This window comes from Citrobacter sp. On2M, from assembly GCF_018035235.1.
GTDB classification, from domain to species: Bacteria; Pseudomonadota; Gammaproteobacteria; order Enterobacterales; family Enterobacteriaceae; genus Citrobacter; species Citrobacter meridianamericanus.
The window spans coordinates 984,499-1,007,813 of sequence record NZ_WPCV01000002.1 but is presented as its reverse complement, the minus strand read 5'-3'; the positions used below and the strand labels follow the sequence as shown (position 1 = coordinate 1,007,813).

Sequence of the window (23,315 nt, the reverse complement as noted above, 5' to 3'; positions counted from 1 at the left end):
AGGACACATCAATGGCATACACCACTTTTTCACAGACGAAAAATAACCAACTTCTGGAACCGATGTTCTTCGGCCAGCCGGTGAACGTCGCCCGCTACGATCAGCAAAAATATGACATCTTCGAAAAGTTGATCGAAAAGCAGCTCTCTTTCTTCTGGCGTCCGGAAGAGGTCGATGTTTCTCGCGATCGCATCGACTTCCAGGCACTGCCGGAACATGAAAAACATATCTTCATCAGCAACCTGAAGTATCAGACGCTGCTGGACTCCATTCAGGGACGCAGCCCGAACGTGGCGCTGCTGCCGTTAATCTCGATCCCTGAGCTGGAAACCTGGGTAGAAACGTGGGCGTTTTCTGAAACGATCCACTCGCGTTCCTACACCCACATCATTCGTAACATCGTGAACGATCCGGCGGTAGTGTTTGACGATATTGTCACTAACGAACAGATCCAGAAACGCGCCGAAGGTATTTCCAGCTACTACGACGAGTTGATCGAGATGACCAGCTACTGGCACTTGCTCGGCGAAGGCACGCATACCGTGAATGGTAAAACGGTTGTCGTAAATCTGCGTGAACTGAAGAAAAAGCTATATCTGTGCCTGATGAGCGTTAACGCGCTGGAAGCGATTCGTTTTTACGTCAGCTTTGCCTGCTCTTTCGCGTTTGCAGAACGTGAACTGATGGAAGGTAACGCCAAAATCATTCGCCTGATTGCCCGCGATGAAGCCCTGCATCTGACTGGTACCCAGCATATGCTGAACTTGCTGCGCAGCGGTGTGGACGATCCGGAAATGGCGGAAATCGCCGAAGAGTGCAAACAAGAGTGCTACGACCTGTTTGTACAGGCCGCGCTGCAGGAAAAAGAGTGGGCGGATTATCTGTTCCGTGACGGCTCAATGATCGGCCTGAACAAAGACATTCTGTGCCAGTACGTCGAGTACATCACCAACATCCGTATGCAGGCTGTCGGACTCGATCTGCCTTTCCAGACCCGCTCCAACCCGATCCCGTGGATCAACACCTGGTTGGTGTCTGATAACGTGCAGGTCGCACCGCAGGAAGTAGAAGTCAGCTCTTATCTGGTCGGCCAGATCGATTCGGAAGTCGATACCGACGACCTGAGTAATTTCCAGCTCTGATGGGCCGCGTTACTTTGCGCATCTCTGGCACACAACTGCTGTGCCAGGATGAACATCCTTCCCTGCTTGCCGCGCTTGAATCGCACAATGTTGAAGTTGAATACCAATGTCGCGCTGGTTATTGCGGCTCCTGCCGTACCCGCCTGGTGGCGGGACAGGTCGACTGGATTGCCGAACCTCTGGCCTTCATTCAACCGGGTGAAATTTTGCCCTGTTGTTGCCGGGCAAAAGGCGATATTGAAATAGAGCTGTAACGCAAGGTGGGGTAAAAATTGTTACTGGCAAAAGAGCCGCCGATGAACGGCAGCTCTTTATTTCTCCTGCAGGCATGTAGGGAAACGTTGACAGCAGACGGCCTTATCTAGCAGTTAATAACGTTTCGTCCAATAAGGCCTGTGACCGGAGGTGCATCACAGGCCTTATGCCATTACTCTTTATTCAGGAATTTCACTGCTTTGTCGGGAAAGTCGGTGAACAGCCCGTCAACGCCCGCCTTGTTATACAGAATGTCATACAGTTGGTTTACGTCAGTGGTGTAATCCGGCAACTGATCGGCACGAACGGTATACGGATGCACCACCATCTTGTTCTGATGCGCATCCTGTACCATGCCAGTTAATGAGATATTGCCTTTCTTCGACTTCTCATCAACCAGCATATGGTAGTCCGGCCCAATGCCATCCGCATACTGTGCAACCTGCTTCATGGCACCCGGTTTAAACATCCAGTCGTAGTTGTAATTAACCCAACTGCCGTCCGGCTTTTTCTCCTGAGTTTCATTCCAGTCTGTATATGCAATTAACTGTACCAGATTGAGATCCATCCCCATCTTCGGTTCCAGTTCATTCTTAATACGTTTTAACTCTGCGACATCAAAACACTGCAGATAAACCTTGTCGTTCTTGTTGGTGTATCCGTACTTTTTCAGTACTTCCAGCGTCTTAGCCGCAATGTCCTTCCCTTCCTGATGATGGAACCACGGCGCTTTCATTTCCGGGTAAATGCCGATATTTTTACCGGTTGAATGATTTAATCCCTGAACGAACTCAATCTCTTCTTCGAAAGTGTGCACACGGAAATCAGATTTACCCATCGGGAAACGCCCTGGGTAGGTCTGGACCTTTTTGCCATTTTCGATATCAAAGCCTTCGGTAAATTTCAGCGATTTAATCTCATCCAGCGTAAAGTCGATAGCGTAGTAACGCCCATCTTTACGCGCACGATCCGGGAAACGCTCGGCAACATCGGTGACACGGTCAAGATAGTGGTCATGCAGGACGACCAGATGGTCGTCTTTGGTCATCACCAAATCCTGCTCCAGGTAATCCGCTCCCTGAGCATAGGCCATCGCTTTCGCAGGTAACGTATGCTCTGGCAGATAACCACTGGCACCACGGTGCGCAATCACAATTTTATCTGCGGCAACTGCCGCGCTGCTCACAACCATACCTGCCAGCATCAGCGCCACGCTGAGACTTTTCAATGCGGTTTTCATCTATTAGCCCCCGTTACGCTTGAGCTGCATCTCTTCGTGGTGGCGTTTTTCGCCAATCATGACGACTACCAGCAGAATAACCGCCAGCACGCTACCGCCAATCATCACCATAAAGCCGCCGTCCCAACCGAAGAAGTCAACGGTGTAGCCGACAATGGCGCTCGCGGCCACAGAACCGCCGAGATAACCGAACAGACCGGTAAAGCCAGCCGCCGTCCCCGCCGCTTTTTTCGGCGCCAGTTCCAGCGCGTGCAGACCAATCAACATGACCGGGCCATAGATCAGGAAGCCGATGATGATCATACAAGCCATATCCACGTTCGGGTTGCCTGCCGGGTTCATCCAGTAGACGATGGTCGCAATCGTCACCAGCGTCATAAAGAACACGCCAGTCGCACCACGGTTTCCACGGAAGACTTTATCCGACATCCAGCCACACAGCAGCGTGCCAGGAATCCCCGCATATTCATACAGGAAGTACGCCCAGGATGATTTATCCAGTGCGAAATGTTTCACTTCTTTCAGGTAGGTTGGTGACCAGTCCAGGATGCCGTAGCGCAGCAGATAAACAAACACGTTAGCGATAGCGATGTACCACAACAGTTTGTTCGGCAGTACGTATTGCATGAAGATCTGCTTCGCAGTCAGCTCTTCTTCCGCTTTCTCGTTGTAATCATCCGGGTAGTCGTTCTTGTACTCTTCGATAGGCGGCAGGCCACAGGACTGCGGCGTATCACGCATCATAGCAAAAGCAAACAGCGCGACGACGATCGCACCGAAAGCAGGCATGTACAGCGCCGCTTTCCAGTCATTGAACCAGGCCATACCGAGCAGGAACAACAGAGGAGGCAGACCGCCGCCCACGTTGTGCGCACAGTTCCAGACGGAAACAATGCTCCCACGCTCTTTCTGCGACCACCAGTGCACCATGGTACGACCACACGGCGGCCACCCCATCCCCTGGAACCATCCGCAGAGGAACAGCAGCACAAACATAATCGCAATGCTCGATGTCGCCCACGGCACAAAGCCCATAAACAACATCACTGCCGCAGCCAGTATCAGACCCGCTGGCAGGAAAACGCGCGGATTCGAGCGATCCGAAACGGACCCCATGATGAATTTCGAAAATCCGTAAGCAATGGAGATACCGGACAACGCAAAACCCAGATCGCCACGCGAGAACCCCTGCTCAACCAGATACGGCATCGCAAGGGCAAAGTTCTTACGTACCAGATAGTACGCGGCATAACCAAAGAAAATCCCCAGAAAAATCTGCCAACGTAATCGACGATATGTCGGGTCGATCTCCGCTGCAGGCAAACGCGCCGTGTGTGACGCTGGTTTAAAAATACTCAACATAGTGTAGCCTCCGTGGCCGTCTCTCATTCGAAGTAAACACTGCAGTTCGTCATTACTACCCTACCGCTCCCAGTGTGGCCGCGATGTTAAGGAAAGATACATAACAAAAATGTGAAACGCAGCACATATTGTTACAGATTTATGACAAATGTTCATAAAGGCGCACGAAATCACGTTTCATTTTCGAATAATGAGCGATTATGCGCGAAATCAAACAATCCATGTTTTTTATGTGGCTAAATGATAAAAAACGAACTGTGAGGAAAAACAATGAAAACTCGCGACTCGCAAACAAGTGACGTGATTATCATTGGTGGAGGAGCAACAGGTGCAGGGATCGCACGCGATTGTGCGCTGCGCGGGTTGCGCGTCATCTTAGTGGAGCGCCACGATATCGCCACAGGTGCGACCGGACGTAATCACGGCCTGCTGCACAGCGGTGCGCGTTATGCCGTCACCGACGCTGAATCTGCCCGTGAGTGCATCAGCGAAAACCAAATCCTGAAACGTATCGCCCGCCATTGCGTTGAGCCGACGGACGGTCTGTTTATTACCCTGCCGGAAGATGAACTCTCCTTTCAGGCAACCTTTATTCGCGCCTGTGAAGAGGCCGGTATCCGCGCCGAAGCGATCGACCCTAAACAGGCGCGCATTATCGAACCTTCAGTCAATCCACAGCTGATTGGCGCAGTAAAAGTACCGGACGGCACAGTCGATCCTTTCCGCTTAACCGCTGCCAATATGCTGGATGCGCGCGAGCATGGTGCGGTTATCTTGACAGCGCATGAAGTGACAGGACTGATTCGCGAAGGCGCGACGGTGTGCGGCGTTAACGTGCGCAATCATCTGACGGGTGAGATGCAGTCTCTGCATGCGCCAGTTGTAGTGAACGCTGCCGGGATCTGGGGTCAGCGCATTGCGGAATATGCCGATCTGAGTATCCGTATGTTCCCGGCGAAAGGTTCGCTGCTGATTATGGATCATCGGATTAACCAGCATGTCATCAACCGCTGTCGTAAACCCTCTGACGCCGATATTCTGGTACCAGGCGATACCATCTCATTGATCGGTACCACCTCGCAGCACATTGATTACGACGATATCGACAGCAACCGCGTTACCGCAGAAGAAGTCGACATTCTGCTGCGTGAAGGCGAGAAACTCGCGCCGATTATGGCGAAAACGCGCATTTTACGCGCCTACTCCGGCGTGCGTCCGCTGGTGGCAAGTGACGACGATCCGACCGGTCGTAACGTCAGCCGTGGGATTGTCCTGTTCGATCACGCACAGCGTGACGGACTGGAGGGGTTTATCACCATTACCGGCGGCAAACTAATGACCTACCGCCTGATGGCGGAGTGGGCTACAGATGCCGTTTGCCGCAAGTTGGGTAATACCCAACCTTGCACAACGGCAGCCACCGCGTTACCTGGCTCACAGGAATCTACCGAGCATACGCTTAAACGCGTCATTTCGTTACCAGCACCACTGCGCGGATCGGCGGTCTATCGTCATGGCGATCGTACCCCGGCGTGGCTAAGCGAAGGTCGCCAACACCGCAGCCTGGTTTGTGAATGTGAAGCGGTCACCGCGGGCGAAGTGCAATACGCCGTCGAAAATTTAACCGTCAACAGCCTGCTGGATTTGCGTCGCCGTACCCGTGTAGGAATGGGGACCTGCCAGGGCGAATTGTGTGCCTGCCGCGCCGCAGGTTTGCTGCAACGTTTTAATGTCACCACCGCTGCACAATCTATTACCCAGCTTTCCGATTTCCTCAACGAACGCTGGAAAGGCGTGCAACCTATTGCCTGGGGAGATGCGCTGCGCGAAAGCGAATTCACGCGCTGGGTCTATCAGGGATTGTGCGGTCTGGAAAAGGAGCACCAGGATGAAATTTGATTCCGTCATTATCGGCGGCGGCCTGGCCGGCCTGCTGTGCGGCCTGCAACTGCAAAAAAGCGGTTTGCGCTGCACGATCGTCACTCGCGGCCAAAGCGCCCTGCATTTTTCCTCCGGCTCACTGGATTTGCTCAGCAACTTGCCCGATGGCCAACCCGTGACCGACATAGAAGTGGGTCTGAATACGCTGCGCACTCAGGCACCCGCGCATCCATATAGCATCATCGGCACGAACAATGTCCTGGACCTGGCCCAGCAGGCGCAAAATCTGCTGGAAGATTGCGGCACGCATTTGCAGGGCAAGGTACTTCAGTCACATCAACGCGTAACCCCGTTGGGAACCCTGCGCTCAACCTGGTTAAGCTCACCAGAAGTTCCGGTCTGGCCACTGTCCGCAGATCGTATCTGCGTTGTGGGTATTAGCGGTTTACTGGATTTTCAGGCGCATCTCGCCGCAGCCTCACTGCGCCAACGCAATCTCAGCGTCGAAACGGCAGAAATCGATCTCCCTGAGCTGGATGTCCTGCGTGATAACCCGACCGAGTTTCGCGCCGTCAACATTGCGCGTCTGCTGGATAACGACGATAAATGGTCGCTACTCTATGACGCACTGCTGCCAATAGCAAAAACCTGCGACATGATAATCATGCCAGCCTGCTTCGGTCTGGCAGATGAGCGGCTCTGGCAGTGGCTGAATGAACGCCTTCCCTGCTCGCTGTCGCTGTTACCGACCCTACCACCTTCGGTACTGGGCATGCGTTTGCACAACAAATTACAGCGCCAGTTTGTGCGTCAGGGCGGCGTCTGGATGCCAGGCGATGAAGTGAAAAAAATAACCTGTCAGGATGGCGTAGTCAGCGAAATCTGGACCCGTAACCATGCCGATATTCCCTTGCGACCACGTTTTGCCGTGCTCGCCAGCGGCAGTTTCTTCAGCAGCGGACTGGTCGCCACCCGAGAGGCTATCTACGAACCGATCCTCGGACTGGATGTGCAGCAAACTGCCACCCGCGCCGAATGGTATCAACGTGATGTCTTCGACCCACAGCCATGGCAACAGTTTGGCGTCACAACCGATACCGCCCTACGCCCGTCACTGGCGGGAAAAACGATAGATAATATGTATGCCATCGGCTCCGTTCTTGGCGGATTCGATCCCATCGCCCAGGGTTGCGGAGGCGGCGTGTGCGCAGTAAGCGCCTTACATGCCGCACATCATATTGCGAAACGTGCAGGAGGTGAGCAATGAGCGACACACGTTTTGAAAGTTGTATCAAATGTACGGTGTGCACCACCGCCTGCCCGGTTAGTCGCGTCAATCCAAACTACCCTGGCCCTAAACAGGCTGGCCCGGACGGAGAACGTCTGCGTCTGAAAGATGGCGCGTTATATGACGATGCGCTGAAATACTGTATCAACTGTAAGCGCTGCGAAGTGGCTTGTCCGTCAGATGTGAAAATTGGCGATATCATCCAACGCGCACGCGCCAAATACGACACGACGCGTCCGTCTATACGTAACTTTGTCTTAAGCCATACCGATTTAATGGGTAGCGTATCCACACCCTTCGCCCCGATAGTGAACACGGCTACGTCACTGAAACCGGTACGCCAGCTGCTGGATTACGCGCTAAAAATCGATCATCGCCGTACGCTACCGAAATACTCTTTTGGCACCTTCCGCCGCTGGTATCGCAGCGTTGCCGCCCAGCAAGCGCAGTATCAGGATCAGGTCGCCTTTTTCCACGGCTGTTTTGTAAATTACAACCATCCGCAGCTCGGTAAAGATCTGATCAAGGTGCTCAACGCCATGGGAACCGGCGTTCAACTGCTGAGCAAAGAGAAGTGCTGCGGCGTGCCGCTGATTGCCAACGGCTTTACCGATAAAGCACGTAAACAGGCGGTGAGCAACGTGGCCTCGCTCCGGGAAGCGATTGACGGCAAAGGCATTCCAGTGATCGCCACTTCATCAACCTGCACCTTTGCGCTACGCGATGAATATCCGGAAGTGCTGGACGTCGATAACGCAGGCCTACGCGAACACATTGAGCTGGCAACCCGCTGGCTGTGGCGCAAGCTGGATGAAGGCAAAACGCTACCGCTGAAAACACTGCCGCTGAAAGTGGTCTACCACACGCCATGCCACATGGAGAAAATGGGCTGGACACTCTACACGTTGGAACTGCTGCGAAAAATTCCGGGGCTGGAGCTGACGGTGCTGGATTCTCAATGCTGCGGGATTGCCGGGACTTACGGCTTTAAAAAGGAAAACTACCCGACTTCACAGTCTATTGGCGCACCGTTATTCCGTCAGATTGAAGAAAGCGGCGCGGATATCGTCGTCACCGACTGCGAAACCTGTAAATGGCAGATTGAGATGTCGACAAGCCTTCGTTGTGAGCATCCCATTACCCTGTTAGCAAAAGCGCTAAGTTAAGCGCTGTATCAGGCCCGATAGCCTTACACCATCGGGCCTGATATTAGTAACTGCTTTTTAACGTTTGTGCAGTCTTCTCCGGCTTAAATATTGCCAACCGGCGATCCAGCGCTTCAGTATAAAGCATGGTATCAACGCCTACAGCGACAAAGTTCGCGCCCCAGTGCAGACATTTTTGCGCCATTGCCGGGTCAACCGCGAGGAATCCTGCGGCTTTACCGGCTGCGCGGATACGGCGAATGCACTGTTCAATGATCCGCTGCACCTCCGGGTGTCCGGCGTTATCCGGATAGCCCAGTGATGCAGAAAGATCCGCCGGGCCAATAAAGACACCGTCAATACCTTCAACGTCCAGAATCGCATCCAGATTATCCAGGGCTGCTTTACTCTCGACCTGAACCAGCAGACAGAGTGATTCATTGGCCCGTTCCATATACTTGTCGATACGCCCCCAGCGCGCCGCTCGCGCCACGCTGGCACCAACGCCACGCTCGCCGAGCGGAGGATAACGAGTGGCGGAAACCACCTGACGCGCCTGCTCTGCACTGTCGACCATTGGGATCAGCAGCGTCTGCGCACCAATATCCAGTACCTGCTTAATCAACGCCTTACTACCCTCAACGGGACGGACCACCGGTTGACTGGAATAAGGCGCAATCGCCTGGAGTTGGTGGTAGAGATCTTGCACCGTATTCGGCGCATGTTCACCATCAATCAATAACCAGTCATAGCCTGATGTAGCGGCAATCTCCGCCATATAGGAGGTGGTCGAACTGAGCCACAGGCCAACCTGGACCTCTCCTCTCAACAATCCTTCTTTGAAAGAGTTTGATAACAATGCGTTCATAACGATCCTTACAACGTAGATAAGATTAATGATGCGCAGCGCCGGTTTGTGAAACCGAACGGTTCACACTCAGCGTAAAGATGATAAGCGAGCCAATAATCGCGACGCCCGCCAGGACCAGCAGTCCTGCCGCATCGCTGGCAAACAACGTTTCGGCTTTGACGCGCAAAATGGGAGCAATAAACCCGCCTACAGCACCAAACAGGTTGACGAAACCAATCCCTGCCGCCAGCGCTGTGCCGGAAAGAAGTTGCGTTGGCATCGTCCAGAACACCGGCTGTACGGCGATGAAACCGACCGCCGCGACGCAGAGCGCCACGATCGCCAGTATTGGTGAAACCAGCCCGGACAGGCCAATGCCAATCCCGGCCGCCAGCAGCGTAAGCGCAGCAACGTTACGTCGGTCGCCAGTGCGATCGGAGTAGCGGGGAATAAGCCAGGTGCCAAACAGCGCCGCGACCCACGGTATCGCCGTCACGACTGAAGCCGTAAAGCCAACTTTTGTCCCTAACAATGCCGCAACCTGAGTGGGCAAGAAGAAGATCAAGCCATACACTGCGACCTGAATCGTCAGATAGATAATCGCCAGTTGCCAGACACGACCATTACGCAGTGCATCCGACAGTCGCGACGTCACCTTTTTCTCCTCTTCACTCGCCAGTTGGCTAATGAGCGCAGCCTTTTCGTCAGCGCTCAGGAAACGCGCCTGCTGTGGCGTGTCGTCAAGCCAGAAGAAGGTGAAAACCCCTGCGCCTACCGCCAATAAACCTTCGATAACAAACATCCAAAACCACCCCGGATGTCCCATAAAACCGTGCATCTCAAGCAGCGCGCCAGACAGCGGCGATCCCAGGGTTAATGCCAGCGGCGCCCCCATGTAGAACAGGCCCATAATGCTGGCGCGATTGCGCTGGGGGAACCACTGCGATGTCAGGTAAATCATACCGGGGAAGAAGCCCGCCTCTGCCGCACCCAGCAGAGTACGGATAATCAGAAACTTCGCTTCCGTATCCGCCCATGCCATCGCCGCAGAGAGAAATCCCCACAGCAACGTGGTGGTACCAATCCAGGTTCTGGCGCCAAATTTACGCATCAACAAGTTGGCAGGAACGCCCAGAAAGGCGTAAACCACAAAGAAAATTCCTGCTCCCAATGCATAAGCTTCATTGCTCAGGCCGGTATCAATCTGATAGGTCTCTTTGGCAAACCCGATGTTCGAGCGGTCAAGAAACGCCAGCACATACAGCGCCAGCATAAAGGGAATCAAACGGGCACGGTTTTTCTTCACCACACCGTCAAGTAACGTGGTACTCATAGCAAAATCCTCAAAAAAATGAGGGCGTTGCCGTGAAAAAGGCAACGCACAGGTCATTAGTGGCTATAAGGGCGCTTCAGATTGCAGTCGCGGTTAAGCTCGACGCCAAATCCCGGTTTATCCAGCACTGACTTATGAATGCGGCCATTGACGGGCACGGGTTCGTCAAGAAGGATAGGATCAAACTGCGGACGCATCGTTGAGCAATCCGGGCTGGTCATCAGGAATTCGCTGAACGGGGTGTTGGTGAACGTGATCACCGCATGGTGTGAGTAAACTGATGAGCCATGTGGCACCACCAGTTGGCCACGCGATTTCGCAATAGCGGCAATTTCTACTAACGTGGTTAACCCACCGCACCAGCCTACATCCGGCTGCATAATATCGATGCCAGTTTCAGACAGCGTGCGGAAGGATTGCAGCGTTCCGTGATGTTCACCGCTGGTGACCATCATCCCCGCCGGAGCGTTGCGTTTCAGTTCGCGATAGCCTTCATACTGTTGCGGAGGCAGACACTCTTCGATCCACTTCAGATTGTGTGGCGCACAGGCATGAGCCAGTTTGGTGGCATAGTTCACGTCCTGACTCATCCAGCAGTCGAGCATCAGCCAGAAATCAGGACCGCATTTCTCGCGCATATCAGCAACCATTGCCGAATCTTTGCGGATCCCGGTATCCCCGTCGTGCGGTCCCCAGTGGGTTGGCATTTTACCGCCAATAAAACCCATCTCCTTCGCCAGATCCGGACGCGCGCCCGTCGCGTAGAATTGAATTTCGTCTCGTACCGCACCACCCAGCAACTTATAGACCGGTAACCCCACCACTTTGCCAAACAGATCCCACAACGCCAGATCTACGCACGAGATGGTGTTCATGACCAGACCACCAGAGCCGGAGTAATACATTGTTGCACCGAGCATCTGGTCATGAATGAGTTTGATATCGCTAACGCATTTACCTTCGATAAAACGATTGAGATGCTTTTCCACAATAAAGCAGCCCATCTCCCCTGCCGTCGAAACGGCAAAACCGGTCTGCCCGTTCTCAGCCTCTACTTCAACAATCAACGTTCCTAACACGTTGATGCCAAAAGACTGACGTGATTGCTCGTATTCACGATATTTACTCATTGGCGTGGCGATATGATCGTCAATCCAGTGGTTAGCGCCCTGATCGTGATAATCACCACCGCCTGCGCCTTTATCTGCTGTAGCGCCACCGGTAAACCAGGCACGGACATGTTTAATTTTAGGTAGGGTCATGATGTTCTCCTTTTTATGAAGCGAGTGAGTCGAAGGGACTTTTCCATCCCAGCAGGCGCGAAATATCCCTGGCGCAGGCAATTGCTTTCCCGGCCAGATAGTCACGATTCTCTTCGTTAATTTGCAGACGCGTGCCGACCACCGAAATTGCTGCGGTCAGTTCATTGTTAGCGTTAAAAACAGGCGCTGCGACGCAGCGAACATCGGGATAATCTTCGCCATTATCAAAGCTCCATCCACGCTGACGAATACGCTCAAGCTCGTCATTCAACTGCTGTGGTCTGGTGATAGTGGTTGGCGTTGCCTGTTCCCATATCAGTTGTTCAATAATGGCTTTACGTACGGCGGCAGGTTGCCAGGCTAGCAGACACTTGCCGATCCCAGAGCGATAGAGCGAAAGACTTTTCCCCTCGTGGGAGCGCACGCTAATAGTGGATGACGACTCCACTTTCAGGATGTAATACGCGCTTTCGTGGTCAATGATCCCCAGATGGCAAAGTAACCCGGTCTCATCCATCAGTTGTGTCAACCGTGGACGCGCCAGTTCACGTAAATCCATCTTACTCAGAGCGTGCCCCGACAGCTCAACCAACTTGGTCCACAGGCAGTAATTCTCCTGATGATCAATGCTAATAAAACGCTGACGTTTAAGTTCGTTGAGTAACAGGTAAGCGGTACTTTTTGGTATACCCAGCGTCTCTATGATCGTAGCAGCACTGCATGGGCCGATACGCGCAATGAGATTGAGAATTTCGATCGCCCTGGTGAGCGCGGGAACTTTACTTGATTCCAACATACTGGACTCCAGTCTGAGATACTGGAATCAGTGTGGTAGGTTAAAGTGGTTAAAATTGTGAAGCACATCAAATCCTCTCGTTCTTCCAGTAGGCTGGAGAAAAATCGAGTACAACTGTGAACTAACGCACAGATTTTTTTGTTGGGAGTACAACAGGTTGGACTAATAATGGGAAGGCCAGGGCACCTTCCCATAACAAAAAGAAGAGAGAGAATAAATCAGGCAGGCAGCGTCAGGGATTCCACCACGTCGATCCAGCCATGTTCGTTGGCAATATCCTGTCCGTTAAGCCAACGGCGCAGCATATTCAGTGCCATCATCGCGCACACTTCCTGGTGAATCGCCAAGCTGTAGCGATTAGTATTCAGCCGGACGCGTAAGGCATGTGTTCCATCAGGCGTTGCCAGCGCAAAGTTAATATGTTCGTTTTCGAACGCGGATATCGCCAGTGCCAGCCCCGCATAATGGTTGCCGCGTCGCTCGGTTACCCAGTGCGCTGTTTGCGCCAGCGTTTCTTCCTGGGGCGGAACCACTTCGCTCGCGAGCAGCGGAGCATTTGCGCGCGAAAGTTGCAGCGCCACCAGACCACTGGTGAATTGTTCGCTCAGCGTCAGGCTGTATTGCCGTTCCTGTAACGTGCGGGCAATTTGCGCAGGCAAGCCTTCCGTACCTTCGAAAATCATGTTTTGCCCGGCAACCTTTTTCACCTCAGGCCACAGCGCCAGCATCGCTTCACGTTGGGAATCCGGACCGGTCAGTTTCAGCTCAATAATCGGCATCGACGAGCGATACCCCATTGTTACGCCCGGTGGCAAAGTCAGCAGATCCAGGCTTTGTGCCAACTCGCTTTCAGAGCGGCCAAAGGTGGTTAATCGCAGGCATAGCGGGGGTTGAGACAGTGAAAAGCGCTCACGCAAACGCGGCAGGATCTCATGCTCAACCATGACTTTAAATTCTGATGGTACACCCGGCGTAAAGAACATCAGGCAGCGGTTAAGCCTCAGGGCAAACCCGCATGCAGTACCTACTGGATTATTGATAAACTCCGCGCTGGCGGGAAGCTCAGCCTGTTTGCGGTTGCTTGGTGCCATCACGCGGCCGCGTTCACGGAAATAACGTTCCATCTCGGCGAGCCAGGCTTCATGCAACACCAGCCCTTCGCCTTTAGCCGTTGCCGCCGCCAGCGCGCTCAAATCATCGCTGGTCGGCCCCAGACCGCCGTTAACGATCAGTACGTCGGCGTGTTCGCTACGCTCACGCAAAACGGCGACCAAATCGTCAAGATTGTCACCTACTGTGTTGCGACGTGTTAACGGTAAACCCTGATGAAAGAAAAAATCGGCCAGCCAGGCGGCATTGGTGTCGACAATTTGTCCGTGCAACACCTCATCCCCGGTGGATAGCATCTCCACGTTTAACATCGTGTTCTCCTGCTTTTATGATGAAAACACTATAACGCATGGAGGGGGGAAGGCGCGACTGAACGCCGCGCCGGAAAAATCAGAAACTCGCGTTAACCCCAACGTACGGGCCATCAGCAATCGCGTTATCGCGGTTGCCGTCTTTGCCAGCAAGGTTCAGGTAGCGATAACCGGCTTCAATACTCAGCGGACGCATAATGGTCAGACGTGCACCGGCATTAGCCTCTTCATAGCTGTCGATACCGCTGGAAAGCGAATCGGGAGAATAATAATACTCGCCAAACAGGCGGATGCTGTCGCCAATCGGCCACTGTAAACCACCACCGACCGCCGCCGCGTAACCCTCATCACCATCATTCGGGTTAGTATAAATGCCTTTCCCACCCACCGTTGCCAACAGCGGACCGAGTGGAACATTCAAACCTAACCCCAGACCAGCTGCATCGCCGTCGTCATCGTTATGCATCCAGTTACCACTGACGGCCAGCCCCGTAGTCTCGGTGCCCATACCGAACCCAAGGTTGGTGTAATCTTCGCCAGCCTGGCCACTAATGCTAATTGCGCTCGCCGACGCAGAAACAAACAGCATGCCGGCAAAACCCAACATTAAACTTTTTTTCATTTTCTATCCTTTCAAGCAAAAATCAAAACATAGCCCCAAAACCGAGGGATTGTACTGCCAGATGGCGAGGAATCAATGAACTAAAAAAGCGATGCACTGCCATATTGTAACTAAATACTACTTAATGAGACGAGATAATGTTAAATTTTTGTATAAAACGTATCGTTGTGTACCCCTGAATACCATTTTCAACAACTATCAATTTTTCCCCGGTCACACGGACTTAATCGTCGATGAAGCGTTTTTTCTCCAGCCAGCAAAAGGTAAGATAGGTGAATGATCGAATTATCAATCCCCTGGAAGGACTTGACCTATGCGCCAAAGAACAATTGTTTGCCCCTTAATTCAAAACGATGGCTGCTATTTACTGTGTAAAATGGCAGATGACCGCGGCGTGTTTCCCGGTCAGTGGGCGCTTTCTGGTGGTGGCGTTGAGCCGGGTGAGCGCATCGAAGAGGCTTTGCGTCGGGAAGTGAGGGAGGAGCTGGGTGAACAACTGGTATTATCAGAAATTACTCCGTGGACCTTCAGCGATGATATTCGCACCAAAACCTATGCCGATGGCAGTCGGGAAGAGATTTATATGATTTATCTCATCTTCGATTGCGTGGCAGCTAATCGTGAAGTGAACATTAACGAAGAGTTTCAAGATTTCGCGTGGGTTAAAGCGGAAGATCTTGGTACCTACGACTTAAATATCGCCACGCGAAAAACGTTAACCTTGAAAGGACTACTGTAAGTCTAACGAGTTTAAACGTAATATAAACAATGTTCACAATAGCGGTATTGTTTTCAGCATTCAGCACAGAAGCCAATGCCGCCACGTTGTATAAAAATATTTTATATTCAAACAAATAAATCACCTCCCTCTTGTCTTTATCTTGACATCCCAAACCTTAAACTCTTAAGGATAAATTAACCTTTGGCCATTAACCTTTGTAGCCTGATGAAATAATTAACGACGCCCCTGTTTAGTCCTAAAAATAAAACTTCGGTAGCGTTAAATGGCTTGAAGGAATAATGATGCCTGACTTTTTGCCTTTCTCTCGCCCGGCAATGGGTGCTGAAGAGCTTGCAGCCGTGAAAGCAGTGCTGGACTCTGGATGGATAACCACTGGCCCGAAGAATCAACAGCTGGAAGAAGCCTTCTGCCAGTTGACAGGAAATCAACACGCCGTCGCTGTCTGTTCCGCCACGGCAGGTATGCATATCACGCTAATGGCGCTGAACATAGGTGCAGGCGATGAGGTCATTACGCCGTCAATGACGTGGGTTTCTACCCTCAACATGATTGTCCTGCTGGGTGCGACCCCCGTGATGATCGATGTCGACCGCGATACGCTGATGGTCACACCAGAGCAAATTGAAGCCGCTATCACGCCACGCACCAAGGCCATTATTCCGGTACATTACGCTGGCGCTCCAGCCGACCTTGACGCGATTTATGCGATTGGCGAGCGGTATGGTATTCCGGTCATAGAAGATGCAGCCCATGCCGTAGGAACGCAGTATAAAGGCCGCCATGTCGGCGCGCGCGGCACGGCAATCTTCTCATTTCACGCCATCAAAAATATCACCTGCGCAGAAGGTGGGCTGATTGTTACTGACGATAGTCAGCTTGCTCAGCGGCTTCGCAGTCTGAAGTTTCACGGTCTGGGCGTTGATGCTTACGATCGACAAACCTATGGCCGGGCGCCGCAGGCCGAAGTGCTTGCGCCAGGCTACAAATACAACCTTACCGATATCAATGCTGCCATCGCGCTGGTACAGCTGAATAAACTACAACAGCTGAACTCACGGCGGGCGCAAATTGCCCATGAATATCAACAGGCGCTAGCCGATACGCCATTTCAACCGCTGAGCCTGCCTCAGTGGTCGCATGTTCATGCCTGGCATCTGTTCATCATTCGCGTTGACGAAGCGCGCTGTGGCCTGAGCAGAGATGCTCTGATGGAAGCACTGAAGGCTAAAGATATCGGCACTGGTCTGCATTTTCGTGCAGCCCACACGCAAAAATACTACCGCGAACGCTTCACTACCCTTTCGCTCCCAAATACAGAATGGAATAGCGCACGCATCTGCTCGCTGCCGTTATTCCCCGATATGACCGCCGCTGACACCCAGCGGGTCATAACGGCACTTCGCGAGATTGCAGGACAATAAATATGTTTGAAGCAGCACCGATCAAAAAAGTCTCGGTGGTCATTCCCGTTTTTAATGAACAGGAAAGCCTGCCTGAGCTAATCAGACGTACCAGCGCCGCCTGTGAAAAGTTGGGCAAGGACTATGAAATCCTGCTGATCGATGACGGCAGCAGTGACAATTCCGCTCAGTTGATGATGAACGCCTCCCAGGCACCAAACAGCCATATTGTTTCTATTTTGCTGAATCGCAATTACGGGCAACACTCGGCGATTATGGCCGGTTTCAGCCATGTCACTGGCGACTTGATCATCACACTGGATGCCGATTTGCAGAACCCGCCGGAGGAGATCCCACGGCTGGTCGCCACCGCAGATGAGGGGTTCGATGTGGTAGGAACGGTACGTCAGAATCGTCAGGACAGCGTATTTCGTAAGACCGCCTCACGCATGATCAACCATCTGATTCAGCGCACCACCGGTAAAGCGATGGGTGACTACGGTTGTATGTTACGCGCCTATCGCCGTCACATCGTCGATGCCATGCTGCATTGCCAGGAGCGCAGCACTTTTATCCCGATTCTGGCCAATATTTTTGCCCGTCGCGCTACGGAAATCCCGGTACACCATGCAGAACGTGAATTTGGTGACTCCAAATACAGCTTCATGCGTCTGATCAACCTGATGTATGACCTGGTGACCTGTCTGACCACAACGCCGCTTCGTATGTTGAGCCTGTTGGGCAGCGTAATTGCAGCCACGGGCTTTACCATATCCGTTCTGCTTGTTGTTCTGCGCCTGACGCTCGGTCCGCAGTGGGCTGCAGAAGGGGTATTCATGCTGTTTGCCGTTCTGTTTACCTTTATCGGCGCACAGTTTATTGGCATGGGTTTACTCGGGGAATATATCGGTCGCATCTATAACGATGTCCGTGCCCGCCCCCGCTATTTTGTTCAACACGTTATACGCCCACAAACCACGCAGTCAACCGAGGAAAACCACGCATGAAAGCCGTCGTATTTGCCTATCACGATATGGGATGTCAGGGTGTCCAGGCCTTGTTGGATGCAGGTTATGAAATCGCTGCAATTTTTACGCACACCGATAACCCAGGTGAAAAAGCGTTTTTTGGATCTGTTTCCCGCCTCGCCGCCAGCGCTGGTATTCCGGTTTACGCCCCGGACGAGGTCAACCATCCCTTATGGATTGAGCGCATCAGCCAACTGGCACCGGATGTTATTTTCTCGTTCTACTATCGTCATTTGCTGAGTGACGAGATCCTCAGCCTTGCCCCTAAGGGTGCATTTAATCTGCACGGCTCGCTGCTGCCGAAATATCGCGGTCGCGCGCCGCTGAACTGGGTATTGGTCAATGGCGAAACCGAAACCGGCGTCACGCTTCATCGGATGGTCAAACGTGCGGATGCAGGTGCCATTATCGCCCAGCAACGGGTTGCTATTTCGCCGGATGATGTGGCATTAACGCTGCACCATAAATTATGCCAGGCTGCGCGTCAGTTACTGGAACAAACACTACCCGCAATTAAAACGGGAGATTATGCAGAACGTCCCCAACAGGAAGAAGAAGCGACCTGTTTTGGTCGCCGTGCGCCAGAAGATAGCTTCCTCGACTGGAACAAGCCAGCTGCAGAGTTGCATAACCAGGTACGCGCCGTCAGCGATCCTTGGCCGGGCGCGTTTAGCTATGTTGGTACGCAAAAATTCACCGTTTGGTCGTCACGCGTTTGCACAAATGACCTCGCTGCCCAACCAGGAACCGTCATCTCCATTTCGCCTTTGCTGATCGCCTGTGTCGATGGCGCACTAGAAATTATCACCGGACAAGCTGGCGATGGTATTGCCATGCAGGGATCACAGCTGGCGCAGGTTCTGGGTCTGGTGCCGGGTTCCCGCCTGAACAGCCAGTCAGTTACCACCACTAAACGCCGTACTCGCGTGCTGATCCTTGGCGTCAATGGCTTCATTGGTAACCATCTGACTGAACGCCTGTTACAAGAAGACAATTACGAAGTGTATGGACTTGACATTGGCAGCGACGCCATTAGTCGTTTTCTGCAGCACCCGCGATTCCACTTCGTCGAGGGTGACATCAGCATTCACTCCGAATGGATTGAATATCATGTGAAAAAATGCGACGTCGTACTACCGCTGGTAGCAATCGCCACACCAATCGAATATACCCGCAACCCGCTGCGCGTGTTTGAGCTCGATTTTGAAGAGAACCTGAAAATCATTCGCTACTGTGTGAAATACCGTAAGCGCATCATTTTCCCGTCAACATCTGAAGTCTACGGCATGTGTACCGACAAAGTCTTCGATGAGGACAGCTCGAATCTGATCGTCGGCCCGGTGAATAAACCACGCTGGATCTACTCCGTTTCCAAGCAGTTACTGGACCGCGTAATCTGGGCATACGGCGAAAAAGAGGGATTGCGCTTCACCCTGTTCCGTCCATTTAACTGGATGGGGCCGCGTCTGGACAGCCTTAACGCCGCACGTATCGGCAGCTCACGCGCCATTACCCAACTTATTCTCAATCTGGTGGAAGGTTCACCGATTAAGCTGATTGAAGGCGGCAAGCAAAAACGCTGCTTTACTGATATTCGCGATGGTATTGAAGCTCTGTACCGCATCATTGAAAACGAAGACGGACGCTGTGACGGCGAAATTATCAACATCGGTAACCCGGAGAACGAAGCCAGTATTCAGGAATTGGCAGAAATGCTGCTTACCTGTTTTGAAAAACATCCATTACGCAACCACTTCCCGCCGTTTGCCGGTTTCCGTAACGTCGAAAGCAGCAGCTACTATGGTAAAGGTTATCAGGACGTTGAGCATCGTAAGCCCAACATTCGTAATGCAAAACGCTGCCTGAACTGGGAGCCCACCATTGAGATGCAGGAAACAGTAGAAGAGACGCTGGACTTCTTCTTACGCAGTGTGGATATCACGGAACACACATCATGACCAAAGTAGGCTTGCGCATTGATGTCGATACGTTCAGGGGGACGCGCGAAGGCGTGCCCCGCCTGTTAGAGACATTGAACCGACATAACATTCGGGCAAGTTTTTTCTTTAGCGTTGGACCGGACAACATGGGACGCCATCTCTGGCGTCTTGTGAAGCCGAAATTTCTGTGGAAGATGCTGCGCTCAAACGCAGCATCACTCTACGGCTGGGATATATTGCTCGCGGGAACCGCGTGGCCGGGAAAAGAGATCGGCCAGGCCAATGCGGCAATCATCGCGCAAACCGCCCTGATTCATGAAACCGGTTTGCATGCCTGGGATCATCATGCCTGGCAGGCGCGTAGCGGAACCTGGAATGATAAACAGCTGATTGATGATATTTCACGAGGCATCACCGCTCTTGAAACCATCATCGGACAACCTGTTACCTGTTCTGCCGTTGCCGGATGGCGTGCCGACAACCGCGTCGTCGACGCAAAAGAAACGTTCCATCTGCGCTATAACAGCGACTGTCGGGGAACGTCGTTATTTCGTCCTGTACTGGCCTCAGGGAAAGCAGGTACACCGCAAATTCCTGTCACGTTACCAACATGGGATGAAGTGGTTGGTCAGGAGGTCCAGGCGGTGGACTTCAACGCTTATATTCTCTCCCACATCCAGATGAGCAGAGGAACTCCGGTGTATACCATTCATGCGGAAGTTGAAGGCATCACTTTTCATCAGAATTTTGACGAGCTGCTGACTCGAGCCGCCGACATGGGGATTACATTTTGCCCGCTCGGCGATCTGTTACCTGACGATGTCAGTTCGCTGCCAACAGGGCAGATCGTACGTGGAAAAATACCCGGCAGAGAGGGATGGCTCGGCTGCCAACAATCGGTGAGTGCAACACAATGAAACCTGCTGCCCGCTACACTCTGGCCTTTATCGCGTTTATTGCGCTGTATTTCATTCTCCCCATTAACAGCCGCCTGCTCTGGCAACCTGATGAAACGCGCTATGCCGAAATCAGCCGGGAAATGCTGACGTCCGGCGACTGGATCGTGCCGCACTTTTTAGGACTCCGTTACTTCGAAAAACCCATTGCCGGATACTGGTTAAACAGCATCGGGCAATGGGTGTTTGGCACCAATAATTTTGGCGTCAGAGCGGGGGCCATTTTTGCCACCCTGCTGACGGCACTACTGGTTGCCTGGCTTGCCATGCGGTTATGGCAGGATAAGCGGACCGCCGTACTCTCTTCAGTAATCTTTTTAACGTTTTTCTCGGTTTACAGCATCGGCACCTACGCGGTACTTGATCCCATCATTGCTCTCTGGCTAATGGCTGGCATGTGCTGCTTTTGGGAGGGGATGCAGGCCACCACCCGAACGCGCAAAATTATCGCCTTTTTGTTGCTAGGGTTAACCTGTGGCATGGGCGTGATGACCAAGGGCTTCCTGGCGCTAGCTGTTCCTGTGCTCAGCGTACTGCCGTGGGTTTTCATGCAAAAGCGTTGGAAAGACCTCATTATCTACGGTCTGCTGGCAGTGGTCGGCTGCGTCATGATTGTGCTGCCGTGGGGAATAGCGATTGCCAAGCGTGAGCCGGATTTCTGGCATTACTTCTTCTGGGTTGAACATATTCAACGCTTCGCGCAGGATGATGCCCAACACAAGGCCCCCATCTGGTACTACATTCCGGTATTTGTGGTTGGTGCACTACCATGGCTCGGACTGCTCCCCGGCGCGCTGCGTACGGGCTGGCGTGAGCGGGATGTTCCGCGCAGCGCACTGTACCTGTTAAGCTGGATTATTATGCCAATCCTGTTTTTCAGCATCGCCAAAGGAAAACTTCCGACCTATATTCTTTCCTGCTTCGCGCCGCTGGCGATATTAACGGCGCGTTTCGGCCTGCAGGCCGCGGAAAAAGGCTCAGCCGCGCTGCGCGTGAATAGTTGGATCAACGTGCTGTTCGGTGTGATCGGTATTGTTGCCACATTTATTGTGTCCACATTGGGTCCGTTAAAGACGCCGGTCTGGTCGTATATCGAAACGTATAAGGTGTTCTGCGCGTGGGGCATTTTTATCACCTGGGCACTGTTCGGCTGGTATACGCTAAATAACAGCGAGAAGAACTGGAAATTTGCCGCGCTGTGCCCGCTGGGACTCGCGCTGCTGTTTGGCTTCTCAGTCCCTGACCGGGTGATGGAGTCTAAACAGCCACAGTTTTTTGTCGAGATGACCAAAGAGTCGCTGGAGTCGAGCCGTTACATTCTCGCCGACAACGTTGGTGTTGCCGCAGGGCTGGCCTGGAGCCTGAAGCGTGACGACATCATGATGTACAGCCAAACGGGCGAGTTAAAATATGGCCTCAACTACCCGGATGCGCAGGGGCGCTTTGTCAGTCGGGAAGACTTTGCCGACTGGTTAGCGCAACATCGTCAGCAAGGAAATATTACGCTCGTGCTCACAATTGATAAGGATGAAGATATTAATCAATTTGCCATCCCTCCCGCTGACTACATTGATAATCAGGGGCGTTTGGTTCTGATTCAGTATCGGCCTAAATGATCTGGATAGCCTTAGTTCTCGCCAGTCTGCTCAGCGTCTGCGGTCAGTTATGCCAGAAGCAGGCGACCCGCCCCGTCTCCGTTCGTGTGCGGAAACGCCATGTTACGCAATGGATAGGGCTTGCTCTGGCAAGCCTCGGTCTGGCCATGCTGCTGTGGCTGGCGGTACTGCAGAACATTCCTGTCGGTATCGCCTATCCCATGCTTAGTCTTAACTTTGTATGGGTGACACTGGCCGCATGGAAAATCTGGCGCGAACCAGTCACCACGCGTCACTGGCTGGGGGTTGGGCTAATCATCACCGGCATCTTTATTCTTGGGAGTGCGGTGTAATGGGCCTATTTTGGGGATTATGTAGCGTGATTATCACTTCAGTCGCCCAGTTGAGCCTCGGCTTTGCGATGGATAATCTACCGCCAATGCTGCAACCGCTGGCATTCATCTCTGCCGTATTTTCTCTTAGCATCGGCGCGTTTTCCCTGTATGCCGGGCTGGCAGGCTATTTACTATCGGTTATTTGCTGGCATAAAGCCCTGCACCAGCTTGCGCTCAGCAAGGCCTATGCCCTGCTCAGCCTGAGCTATGTGTTAGTGTGGGTTGCATCCATGATCCTGCCCGGCTGGCAGGGATCATTTTCAGTAAAGGCGCTCGCTGGAGTGCTATGCATCATGGCAGGGCTAATGACGATTTTTCTGCCTTCACGCAAGTGTCAGCCCTAATTATTTATCTTCGGACTGTCGTAACAGGCGTTCCCATTCGTCACAAATATACTGTCTGGCATCAATGATTTTAATCATTCGGGCCTTATCGCGATTAATACAATATTGGGCATCTTTCAGGGGTGAAAGGAGGTCTCCGGGCTTAAGCGACTCGGTAGATTGCGCCTCGGCCAGCATCTTCAGCGAACCGCCGCTATCGCAAAGTACGATATAAAGCCTCCTTGCTTTTTTGAGACAGCAAGACTTCTTCACATGCCATTCCATAACGCACCTTTTGTTAATAAATTTCACATCAGGTTACACTTTAGCTGATAAACA

General features: G+C 52.6%; 22 protein-coding genes and 1 pseudogene. 14 read left to right on the top strand and 9 right to left on the bottom strand.

Going from position 1 to position 23,315, the window contains the following annotated elements:
• The first annotated feature begins 11 nt into the window (after positions 1–11).
• From nrdB to On2M_RS24185, 3 genes and pseudogenes are all read left to right on the top strand, one after another.
• On the top strand, positions 12–1,142 hold the full coding sequence (gene nrdB / locus On2M_RS06945) for a class Ia ribonucleoside-diphosphate reductase subunit beta (RefSeq protein WP_151219897.1): 1,131 nt from the start codon (positions 12–14) through the stop codon (positions 1,140–1,142).
• On the top strand, positions 1,142–1,396 hold the full coding sequence (gene yfaE, locus On2M_RS06940; RefSeq protein ID WP_016153800.1) for a ferredoxin-like diferric-tyrosyl radical cofactor maintenance protein YfaE: 255 nt from the start codon (positions 1,142–1,144) through the stop codon (positions 1,394–1,396). The genes nrdB and yfaE overlap by 1 nt, the downstream gene beginning before the upstream one ends.
• A 21-nt stretch (positions 1,397–1,417) precedes the next feature.
• Positions 1,418–1,507 (top strand): annotated as a pseudogene (locus On2M_RS24185) (hypothetical protein); the annotation flags it as partial.
• Between the two features lie 62 nt (positions 1,508–1,569).
• Here the strand turns inward: On2M_RS24185 and glpQ are convergent.
• Together glpQ and glpT are read right to left on the bottom strand one after the other, a co-directional pair.
• Complete coding sequence (glpQ, locus tag On2M_RS06935; protein WP_151219898.1) at positions 1,570–2,637, bottom strand: glycerophosphodiester phosphodiesterase; 1,068 nt, start codon at positions 2,635–2,637, stop codon at positions 1,570–1,572.
• A 3-nt stretch (positions 2,638–2,640) separates the two neighbouring features.
• On the bottom strand, positions 2,641–3,999 hold the full coding sequence (gene glpT / locus On2M_RS06930; protein ID WP_151219899.1) for a glycerol-3-phosphate transporter: 1,359 nt from the start codon (positions 3,997–3,999) through the stop codon (positions 2,641–2,643).
• A gap of 270 nt (positions 4,000–4,269) precedes the next feature.
• Here glpT and glpA point away from each other — a divergent pair, with 270 nt between their 5' ends.
• The 3 genes from glpA to glpC are packed head-to-tail and all read left to right on the top strand — an operon-like array spanning position 4,270 to position 8,334.
• On the top strand, positions 4,270–5,898 hold the full coding sequence (gene glpA / locus On2M_RS06925; RefSeq protein WP_151224750.1) for an anaerobic glycerol-3-phosphate dehydrogenase subunit A: 1,629 nt from the start codon (positions 4,270–4,272) through the stop codon (positions 5,896–5,898).
• The gene (gene glpB / locus On2M_RS06920) at positions 5,888–7,147 is read left to right on the top strand and encodes a glycerol-3-phosphate dehydrogenase subunit GlpB (protein WP_210904543.1); all 1,260 of its coding nucleotides are present in this window, start codon (positions 5,888–5,890) and stop codon (positions 7,145–7,147) included. Before glpA ends, glpB begins: the two co-directional genes overlap by 11 nt.
• Positions 7,144–8,334 (top strand): anaerobic glycerol-3-phosphate dehydrogenase subunit GlpC, encoded by a 1,191-nt coding sequence (glpC, locus tag On2M_RS06915; RefSeq protein WP_151219902.1) that lies wholly within the window; start codon positions 7,144–7,146, stop codon positions 8,332–8,334. The genes glpB and glpC overlap by 4 nt, the downstream gene beginning before the upstream one ends.
• 43 nt (positions 8,335–8,377) lie before the next feature.
• On the opposite strand, the gene yfaU is transcribed toward glpC, so the two are convergent.
• From yfaU to On2M_RS06885, 6 genes are all read right to left on the bottom strand, one after another.
• Positions 8,378–9,181, bottom strand: coding sequence for a 2-keto-3-deoxy-L-rhamnonate aldolase (gene yfaU / locus On2M_RS06910; RefSeq protein ID WP_187253447.1), 804 nt, complete (start codon positions 9,179–9,181; stop codon positions 8,378–8,380).
• A gap of 25 nt (positions 9,182–9,206) precedes the next feature.
• Complete coding sequence (locus On2M_RS06905) at positions 9,207–10,496, bottom strand: MFS transporter (RefSeq protein WP_210904542.1); 1,290 nt, start codon at positions 10,494–10,496, stop codon at positions 9,207–9,209.
• A gap of 56 nt (positions 10,497–10,552) precedes the next feature.
• Positions 10,553–11,758 (bottom strand): L-rhamnonate dehydratase, encoded by a 1,206-nt coding sequence (rhmD, locus tag On2M_RS06900; RefSeq protein WP_210904541.1) that lies wholly within the window; start codon positions 11,756–11,758, stop codon positions 10,553–10,555.
• A gap of 13 nt (positions 11,759–11,771) precedes the next feature.
• A complete protein-coding gene (locus tag On2M_RS06895) occupies positions 11,772–12,554 on the bottom strand; it encodes an IclR family transcriptional regulator (protein WP_151219906.1) in 783 nt (260 codons plus the stop codon).
• Between the two features lie 218 nt (positions 12,555–12,772).
• The gene (locus On2M_RS06890) at positions 12,773–13,975 is read right to left on the bottom strand and encodes a nicotinamide mononucleotide deamidase-related protein YfaY (protein ID WP_210904540.1); all 1,203 of its coding nucleotides are present in this window, start codon (positions 13,973–13,975) and stop codon (positions 12,773–12,775) included.
• A gap of 79 nt (positions 13,976–14,054) precedes the next feature.
• Positions 14,055–14,597: a YfaZ family outer membrane protein gene (locus On2M_RS06885; RefSeq protein WP_151219908.1), complete on the bottom strand. Its 543-nt coding sequence runs from the start codon at positions 14,595–14,597 to the stop codon at positions 14,055–14,057.
• Between the two features lie 313 nt (positions 14,598–14,910).
• On the opposite strand from On2M_RS06885, the gene nudI reads away from it, so the two are divergent.
• The 8 genes from nudI to arnF all read left to right on the top strand — a co-directional run bounded on the left by nudI (position 14,911) and on the right by arnF (position 22,997).
• Positions 14,911–15,336, top strand: a complete 426-nt coding sequence (gene nudI / locus On2M_RS06880) for a nucleoside triphosphatase NudI (RefSeq protein WP_151219909.1) — start codon at positions 14,911–14,913, stop codon at positions 15,334–15,336.
• A gap of 284 nt (positions 15,337–15,620) precedes the next feature.
• Positions 15,621–16,760, top strand: coding sequence for a UDP-4-amino-4-deoxy-L-arabinose aminotransferase (gene arnB / locus On2M_RS06875; protein WP_151219967.1), 1,140 nt, complete (start codon positions 15,621–15,623; stop codon positions 16,758–16,760).
• Positions 16,761–16,762: 2 nt separating this feature from the next.
• Positions 16,763–17,746, top strand: a complete 984-nt coding sequence (gene arnC, locus On2M_RS06870; protein ID WP_187253452.1) for an undecaprenyl-phosphate 4-deoxy-4-formamido-L-arabinose transferase — start codon at positions 16,763–16,765, stop codon at positions 17,744–17,746.
• Positions 17,743–19,725 (top strand): bifunctional UDP-4-amino-4-deoxy-L-arabinose formyltransferase/UDP-glucuronic acid oxidase ArnA, encoded by a 1,983-nt coding sequence (gene arnA, locus On2M_RS06865; protein ID WP_187253453.1) that lies wholly within the window; start codon positions 17,743–17,745, stop codon positions 19,723–19,725. The genes arnC and arnA overlap by 4 nt, the downstream gene beginning before the upstream one ends.
• Positions 19,722–20,624: a 4-deoxy-4-formamido-L-arabinose-phosphoundecaprenol deformylase gene (gene arnD, locus On2M_RS06860; RefSeq protein ID WP_210904539.1), complete on the top strand. Its 903-nt coding sequence runs from the start codon at positions 19,722–19,724 to the stop codon at positions 20,622–20,624. The genes arnA and arnD overlap by 4 nt, the downstream gene beginning before the upstream one ends.
• Entirely contained in the window at positions 20,621–22,279 is a 1,659-nt protein-coding gene (gene arnT, locus On2M_RS06855) for a lipid IV(A) 4-amino-4-deoxy-L-arabinosyltransferase (protein ID WP_210904538.1), read from the top strand. The genes arnD and arnT overlap by 4 nt, the downstream gene beginning before the upstream one ends.
• Positions 22,276–22,611, top strand: a complete 336-nt coding sequence (gene arnE / locus On2M_RS06850) for a 4-amino-4-deoxy-L-arabinose-phosphoundecaprenol flippase subunit ArnE (protein ID WP_151219913.1) — start codon at positions 22,276–22,278, stop codon at positions 22,609–22,611. Before arnT ends, arnE begins: the two co-directional genes overlap by 4 nt.
• Positions 22,611–22,997: a 4-amino-4-deoxy-L-arabinose-phosphoundecaprenol flippase subunit ArnF gene (gene arnF, locus On2M_RS06845; RefSeq protein ID WP_151219914.1), complete on the top strand. Its 387-nt coding sequence runs from the start codon at positions 22,611–22,613 to the stop codon at positions 22,995–22,997. Before arnE ends, arnF begins: the two co-directional genes overlap by 1 nt.
• Here arnF and pmrD read toward each other — a convergent pair whose 3' ends face one another.
• Positions 22,998–23,261: a signal transduction protein PmrD gene (pmrD, locus tag On2M_RS06840; RefSeq protein ID WP_151219915.1), complete on the bottom strand. Its 264-nt coding sequence runs from the start codon at positions 23,259–23,261 to the stop codon at positions 22,998–23,000.
• Positions 23,262–23,315 lie beyond the last annotated feature (54 nt).